This window comes from Acidiphilium sp. PM (genome assembly GCF_000219295.1).
In the GTDB taxonomy this organism is placed as follows: Bacteria; Pseudomonadota; Alphaproteobacteria; order Acetobacterales; family Acetobacteraceae; genus Acidiphilium; species Acidiphilium multivorum.
Map to the genome: position 1 here is coordinate 1 of NZ_AFPR01000158.1, position 7,699 is coordinate 7,699.

The following is a 7,699-nucleotide window of genomic DNA, read 5'->3' on the forward strand; positions in this document are numbered from 1 at the left end:
GGCTCGACCGCGCGATGGTCGCGGCGGCGTGGGAGGGCGTTGCCGGCGCCGATCTCGCCTGCCTGATCGTCGATGCCGCGAAGGCGGACCCGGACGATCTCGCCGAGCCGATCGAGGCGCTCGCCGCGACCGGGCGGCCGCGCTGGCTGATCCTCAACAAGATCGACCTGCTGCCGCGCGACAAGCTGCTGCCGCTGGCCGAAACGCTGGCGCGGCAGGGCGGGTTCGCGGAAGTGTTCATGATCAGCGCGCTGAAGCGCGACGGCGTCGATCGCCTGCTCGACGCGCTGGCCGCGGCGATGCCCGAAGGCCCGCATCTCTACCCCGAGGACGAGCTGACCGACCAGACCGAGCGAATGCTCGCCGCCGAGCTGGTGCGCGAGCAGATCTTTCTCCAGCTGCGCGACGAGGTGCCTTACGGCGCCTCGGTCGAGACCGAGAGTTTCAGCGAGCGGAAGGACGGATCTGTGCGGATCGACGTCACGGTCTATGTCGCGCGCGCCGGCCACAAGAAGATCGTGCTCGGCGAGGGCGGGGCGCGCATCAAGTCGATCGGGTCGCGGGCGCGGCGGGATCTCGAGCGCCAGCTGGAGCGGCGGGTGCACCTGTTTCTCAACGTCAAGGAACGCCCGGGCTGGGACGAGGAGGCCGCGCGGCTGCGCGCCCTCGGCCTCGACGGCTGAGCACCGGCGCCGGGTTGGCCCGGCGCCGGTTCAGAACGTCAGGCAGCGAGCCGGCGGCGATGGTGGTCGGCGTTGCCGAACATCGTGTCGATCATGGTCAGCCGCTTGAAATAGTGGCCGGCCTTGTATTCCATCGTCATCGCGATGCCGCCATGCAGCTGGATCGCCTGCTGGCCGACGAAGTGCAGCGCCTTGCCCACCCCGGCCTTGGCCAGCGCCATCGCCTTGCCGCGCGCCTCGGCATCGTCGTCGGCGACCGAGAGGGCGGCGAAGATGGCGAGGCTGCGCGCCTGTTCCAGCGCCACATACATGTCCACCGCGCGGTGCTGCAGCGCCTGGAAGACGGAAATCGCCACTCCGAACTGCTTGCGCTGCTTCATGTAGTCGACGGTGAGCCCGACCAGGGCCTCCATCGCGCCCACCGCCTCGGCGCAGAGGGCGGCGATCGTCTCGTCGCGCGCGCGCTCCAGCACCGCGAGATCGCCGATCTGCCGCGCAGCCGGAACCCGCACGCTGGCGAGCGAGATTTCCGCGCCGCGCAGCAGGTCCTGCATCGGATAGAAGCGGCGGGAGACGCCTTCGGCCTTCGCATCGACCAGGAACAGGCCGATCCCGTCGCGATCGCGCCGGCTGCCGGAGAGGCGGGCGCTGACGATCAGCCAGTCCGCCGTATCGCCGCCGAGGACCACCGACTTCTCGCCTTCGAGGATGAAGTGATCGCCGTCGCGCTTCGCGGTGGTGGTCACGTCTTCGAGGTCGTGGCGGGAACTGCGCTCGGTATGGGCGACGGCGACGATCGTCTCGCCGGCGGCAAGTGCGGGAATCACCTCGTCCCTGACGGCCGCGCTTGAGCCGTGGCGCAGGACGGCGCCGGCGAAGACGATCGCGGCGAGATAGGGTTCGAGGGCCAGCGCCTTGCCGATCTCCTCCATGACGATCATGGTCTCGACCGGCCCGCCGCCGAAGCCGCCCTGCGCCTCGTCGAAGGGCAGGGCGAGCAGCCCGGCCTCGGCATATTCGGCCCAGACCGCGCGGTCGAACCCTTCGGAAAGTTTCGCATAGGCCTTGCGCTTTTCGAAATCGGCGTAGCGGCTGGCGAAAAGCTTGCCGACACTGTCGCGCAGCAGGCGCTGTTCTTCGGTGAAATCGAAATCCATTGTCTTGTCCTCAGAACCCCAGGATCGCCTTGGCGATGATGTTGCGCTGGATCTCGTTCGAGCCGCCGTAGATCGAGATCTTCCGCCAGTTGAAATAGGTGGGCGCCGCCTCGGCCGCGTCGTCCGGCCCGATCGGCATGGCGTTGCCATCGTCATCCGGATCGGTCGAGCCCTGGAACGGCATGGCGAGCGGGCCGACGACATCGAGCAGAAGCTCGGTCGTCGCCTGCTGGATTTCCGAACCCTTGATCTTGAGGATCGAGGATTTCGGATCCGGCCGGCCATGCTTGCCCGACTTGCGCGCCTCGGCGAGCACGCGGAGCTGGGTGATTTCCAGCGCCTTGAGATCGATCTCGACATCCGCGAGCTTCTCGCGGAACCAGGGCGCGTCGATCAGCTTCGCGTCGCCGGCCCGCTCGATCGCGGCGAGTTCGCGGATGCGGCGCAGGCGCTGCTTCGAGGCGCCGACGCGGGCGATACCGGTGCGCTCGTTGCCGAGCAGGAACTTCGCGTAGTCCCAGCCCTTGTTTTCCTCGCCGACGAGGTTTTCCGCCGGCACCTTCACCTCGTCGAACCAGACCTCGTTGACCTCGTGCCCGCCATCGATCAGCTGGATCGGCCGGACGGTGATGCCGGGCGTCTTCATGTCGACAAGGATGAAGGAAATGCCTTGCTGCTTCTTCTCCGCACCCGGATCGGTGCGGGCGAGGACGAAGATCCAGTCGGCATACTGGGCGAGGGTCGTCCAGGTCTTCTGGCCGTTGATGATGTAGTGATCGCCCTCGCGGCGGGCCGTGGTCTTGAGGCCGGCCAGATCCGATCCCGCCCCCGGCTCGGAGAAGCCCTGGCACCACCAGATGTCGAGGTTGGCCGTCGCCGGCAGGAATTTCCGCTTCTGCTCGTCATTGCCGAAGGTCGCGATCACCGGGCCGACCATGGAGACGTTGAACGGCAGCGGGCTGGGCGCGGGGGCCGATTGCAACTCGTCGAGCAGGATGAATTCCTGCACCGGGCTCCAGTCCTGCCCGCCCCAGGCGCGCGGCCAGTGCGGCACCGCCCAGCCTTTCGCGTTCAGCTTGCGCTGCCAGTCGACAATGTCCTGCTTGCCGATCTCGCGTCCCTCGATCAGGCGCTTCTGCACATCCCCGGGCAGGTTGTTGCGGATGAAGGCGCGCACCTCGTCGCGGAACGCGATTTCCTCGGGCGAAAAGCTGAGTTCCATGGCGCTCTCCTCAGTTGTTCTCGAAACGACCGGCGCTGTCCTTGCGGGTGCCGGTGGGGGTGTCCATCCGCCCGCGCGGGGCGGCGGCGATGGTGGGCGGGATCATGGTGCCGCAGCACCCGAAGCTCTGGCGGAAGCGTGCCGTTCGCGTTCCTCTGCCGCGAGTTCCTTGCGGGAGAACTTGCCGACCGATGTCTTCGGCAGGGCCTCGCGGAATTCGACGGCGGCGGGGAGTTCGTGCTTGCCGAGCTTGTCGGCGAGGAAGTCGCGCAGCGACTCGATTGTGAATTCCGCCGCACCAGGCTTCAGCGTTATGAAGGCCTTGGCCGACTGGCCGCGATAGTCGTCCGGCACGCCGACGACGATGACCTCGGCGACGTCGGGGTGTTCGTAGATCGCGCTCTCGATCACGGTCGGGTAGACGTTGAAGCCGCCCGAGAGGATCATGTCCTTCTTGCGATCGACGAGGAAGACCATGCCGTCCTCGTCGATATAGCCGACATCTCCGGTCAGGAAATGGCCGTCGACGAAACTGCGGGCGGTCTCCTCGGGGTTCTGCCAGTAGCCGATGAAGGTGTTGGGCGAGCGGATGCGGATTTCGCCGGTTTCGCCATAAGGCAGCACGCGGGACGGATCGTCGAGGGCGACGACGTCGAGCTTGATGCCGGGCAGTGGCATGCCGGCGGAGCCGAACTTGAACAGCCCGTCGAGCAGGTTGCCGGTGCCGGCCGAGGCGGTTTCGGTCATGCCCCAGCCGCCGCCGAGGCGCATGCCGGTCAGCCGCTCGAAACGCTGCCCGATTTCCACCGGCAGCGGCGCGCCGCCCGAGCCGACGAGGCGAAGCGACGACAGGTCCCGCCGGTCGAGATCCGGCACGTTGGCGAGCGCGATCCACATCGTCGGCACACCGGGAAAATAGCTCGCCTTCTTCACCTCGATGTCGCGCAGCGTGGTCTCGGCATCGAATTTCAGCCGCAGCAGCAGCGTCGATCCGCGCGAGAGCTGCAACAGGCAGAGCACGACCAGCGCGTAGATGTGGAACAGCGGCAGCACGCAGATCGCGCGGAATTTCTGCCCCGGCGGGAAGCGGTTCTGGCCGTCGAAGAAGGTGGCGTAGATCGCGACCGCCGCCCGCAGCGTCGCGTGCGTGTGCATCGCCCCCTTGGGCAGGCCGGTGGTGCCGCCGGTATATTGCAGCAGCGCGAGATCTCCCGGCGCGATGGCGGGCGGCTCGAACGCGAATGCCCGTCCCCGCGCGCGCAGGGCATCGAGCGTCATCACCCGCGGATCGCCCGTCGGGATCGGCGGGTGCGCCATGCCGGGGATCTCGCCGAACGCCGCGTCGTCGGCGACGATGATGCGCTCCACATGCCCGGCATCGAGCAGTTTCAGCGCCATGCCGAGCATCGCGCCGAGATTGGTCGTCACCAGCGTGCGTGCGCCGGAATCGTGCAGCTTGTGAGCAAGCTCGCGCTCCGCATCCAGCGGCGAGAGATGCGCGACGACGAGCCCCGCCGTCAGCGCGCCGTAGAAGCAGAACGGGTGCGCCGGCACGTTCGGCAGATAAAGCGCGATGCGCTCGCCCTTCGCATGGCCGAGCGACGCGAGCCCTGCGGCAACCTCGCCGATGGCTTCGCCGAGCTCGGCGAAGCCGGTTTCACGGTCGCGATATTCCAGCGCGGGGAGCGCCGCGTTTTCGGCAACGCTGCGCGCGATCATGGCCGGGATCGTCTCGGCCGGGATGTCGATGTCCCAGCCCAGACCGGGCGGATAATTCCGCTCCCACGGGAACGGCCGGGTGCTCATGAAGCGGCTTTCGCGTCCTGGGCGAAATCCGCGAACCCTTGGCCGGCATCCGCGAGGCGGCGCAGCAGGGCGCAGGGGGCGAGCGTTTCGTCGCCCACCGCCGTTGCGTAATGCTCCAGCCGGGCGGCGATCTCCTTCAGCCCGACCAGGTCGGCGTGGAAGCACGGCCCGCCGCGCCAGACCGGCCAGCCATAGCCATAGACCCAGACGACATCGACATCGGACGGGCGGATGGCGATGCCTTCCTCAAGGATGCGCGCCGCCTCGTTGATCATCGGGTAGGTCATGCGCTCGAGGATTTCCTGGTCGGAAATCGCGCGCCGGGTGACGCCGAGCGCTGCCGCCTTTTCACTGATCAGCGCCTCGACCTCGGGGTCGGGCGTCGGCACGCGGCTGCCGTTTTCATAAATGTAGTAGCCGCGGCCGGTCTTCTGGCCGAAGCGGCCCATCTCGCACAGCGCGTCCGACACCGGTGCTGTGGCGCCGCGATGCTTGCGGATCCGCCAGCCGACATCGAGCCCCGCAAGGTCGCCCATGGCGAACGGGCCCATCGGGAAGCCGAACGCCTTGACCACGGCATCGACCTGCTGCGGCAGCGCGCCTTCCAGCATCAGCCGCTCGCACTCGATGGTGCGGCGCGCCAGCATGCGGTTGCCGACGAAACCGTCGCAATTACCGACCACGACCGGCACCTTGCCCAGCGTCTTGCCCACCGCGATGGCGGTGGCGATCGACTGCGCGGAACTCTCCTTGCCGCGCACGATCTCCAGCAGCTTCATCACGTTGGCCGGCGAGAAGAAATGCATGCCGAGAACGTCGCCCGGCCGCTTCGTCGCGGCGGCGATGGCGTCGACATCCAGCGTCGAGGTGTTGGTCGCGAGCAGCGCGCCGGGGCGGGCGATGCCGTCGAGCCGCGCGAAGACCTCCTTCTTGAGCCCGAGTTCCTCGAACACCGCCTCGATGACGATGTCAGCCTCGGCGATCACGCCCCAGTCGGTGCTGCCGGAGAACATGGCCATGCGCTTCTCGGTGGTCCCTGCCGGCAGAGCGCCGCGCTGGACCGAGACGTCGTAGGTGCCGCGCACGCGGTCGAGCCCGCGGGCCAGCGCCGCCTCGTCGGTTTCGACGATGGTGACCGGGATGCCCGCATTGGCGAAATTCATCGCGATACCGCCGCCCATCGTGCCGCCGCCGATGACGACGGCGCGGCCGATTTTCGCCCCTTTCACCTCGGGGCCGATGCCGGGGATCTTCTGCGCCTCGCGCTCCGCGAAGAACACATGCCGCTGGGCACGCGACTGGTCGCCGACGACGAGGCGCATGAACGCCTGCTGCTCGGCCCTGGCACCTTCGTCGAAGGGCAGGGTGAAGGAATTGCGCACGGCTTCGACGCAGGCGGCCGGCGCCTCGACGCCCTTGAGCCGCTTCGTCGCCTCGGCGGCGGCCGCCTCGAACGCGCTCGGATCGGCCTTGGCGGCGGCAATTTTGTCGCTCCGGTCGCGCACGCGGACCAGCTTCGCGGGATCGACGGTGTGGGCGAAGTCGATCGCGCCCTGCACCGGATCGGACACGATCGCGTCGATCAGCCCGTCCGCCAGTGCGGCCTTGGCGCCGATCATCTTCCCGGAGACGATGGCGGCCACCGCCTTTTCCGGCCCGATCAGCCGCGGCAGGCGCTGCGTGCCGCCGGCGCCCGGCAGCAGGCCGAGCTTGACTTCCGGCAGTCCCATCCGGGCCGACTCGACGGCGACGCGATAATGGCAGCCGAGTGCCAGTTCCAGCCCGCCGCCGAGCGTGGTGCCGAACAGCGCGGCGATGACGGGCTTGCGGCAGTTGTCGAACCGCTCGATCACCTCATGCAGGCCCGGCGCGCGCGGCGGCTTGCCGAATTCGGTGATGTCGGCGCCGGCCGAGAAGGTGCGCCCCTTGCAGGCGAGCACGATGGCGCGGACCGAGGCATCCGCCTCCGCCGCCGCGAGTTGCTCGACCAGCCCGGCCCGCACGGCATGGCCGAGTGCGTTCACCGGGGGGTTGTCGATCGAGATCACGGCGACGCCGTTGGCGATTTCGAGCCCGACTTTCTGCTCGCTCATGTTTCCTCCGCTTGGATGGCCGCAGCCTGCACCATTGGTTAAGCGTTTATCGCTTGCGGTCGGGGGCGATGCAAGACCCCCGGCCCGCCCTTCGCGGTGTCAGAGGCCGGGGCCGACCATTTCGCGCGCGAACCAGGCGATCGCCGGCAGCGGGTTGGCGGCGACCGCGCCCGGATCGCGCGGGGCGAGGGCGCCGAGGTCCGGCAGGCCTGGCGGCGGCGGCACCGTCGCGTTCACCGGCCAGAAGGCTGAATCCATGTCGTCGGACGCGAGCGCCGCGCGCTGGCCGGCGGGCGAGCAGGCAAAGGCGATGAACGCCGACGCCGCCCGCCGCAATGCCGGCGTCATGTGCCGCGGCATCACGATCAGGCTCGGCATCAGCACGGCTGGAGCCGGCACGACGGCTTCGAGCGAGGGATCGATCCGGGAAGCGACGTGGAAGGCCACGGCGGAGCGGACGAGGGCGAGCTGGATGGCCCCGCTGCGCAGGGCGGCGACGGTGTCCGCCGTGGTGGCGTAGATATGCAGCCCGGCGCCGCCGAGCGCGGTGACGAAGCGGCGCCCCTCCGGCCAACCCTCGGTGGCGAGCAGGCTCGCGAGGCCGCCCCAGGCGGCGTCGTCCGTCGTCGGGTCGGCCATGCCCGTGAGTCCGCGGCGGGCCGGCGCGAGCAGGCCGTGCCAGTGCAGCGGCGGCGTGAACGGCGCCGATTTCGACATCAGCACCACGCCGCCGAGTTC

The 7,699-nt window shown here is 68.9% G+C and carries 6 protein-coding genes; 1 reads left to right on the forward strand and 5 read right to left on the reverse strand.

The genetic code is table 11. From position 1 onward, the window contains the following. On the forward strand, positions 1-683 hold a 683-nt coding region (gene era / locus APM_RS07650), incomplete at its 5' end, for a GTPase Era (RefSeq protein ID WP_007422787.1). Between the two features lie 38 nt (positions 684-721). On the opposite strand, the gene APM_RS07655 is transcribed toward era, so the two are convergent. The 5 genes from APM_RS07655 to APM_RS07675 form a co-directional block, all read right to left on the reverse strand. After that, positions 722-1,840: an acyl-CoA dehydrogenase family protein gene (locus tag APM_RS07655; protein ID WP_007422788.1), complete on the reverse strand. Its 1,119-nt coding sequence runs from the start codon at positions 1,838-1,840 to the stop codon at positions 722-724. Between the two features lie 10 nt (positions 1,841-1,850). After that, a complete protein-coding gene (gene pimC, locus APM_RS07660) occupies positions 1,851-3,062 on the reverse strand; it encodes a pimeloyl-CoA dehydrogenase large subunit (RefSeq protein ID WP_007422789.1) in 1,212 nt (403 codons plus the stop codon). 102 nt (positions 3,063-3,164) lie between these two features. Next, positions 3,165-4,868 carry an AMP-binding protein gene (locus APM_RS07665; protein ID WP_007422790.1) on the reverse strand — a complete coding sequence of 568 codons (1,704 nt, stop codon included), beginning with the start codon at positions 4,866-4,868 and terminating at the stop codon, positions 3,165-3,167. Further along, complete coding sequence (locus APM_RS07670; RefSeq protein ID WP_007422791.1) at positions 4,865-6,961, reverse strand: 3-hydroxyacyl-CoA dehydrogenase NAD-binding domain-containing protein; 2,097 nt, start codon at positions 6,959-6,961, stop codon at positions 4,865-4,867. The genes APM_RS07665 and APM_RS07670 overlap by 4 nt, the downstream gene beginning before the upstream one ends. 99 nt (positions 6,962-7,060) lie before the next feature. Then, positions 7,061-7,699 (reverse strand): extracellular solute-binding protein (locus APM_RS07675; RefSeq protein ID WP_007422792.1); only part of this gene is annotated, 639 nt, incomplete at its 5' end.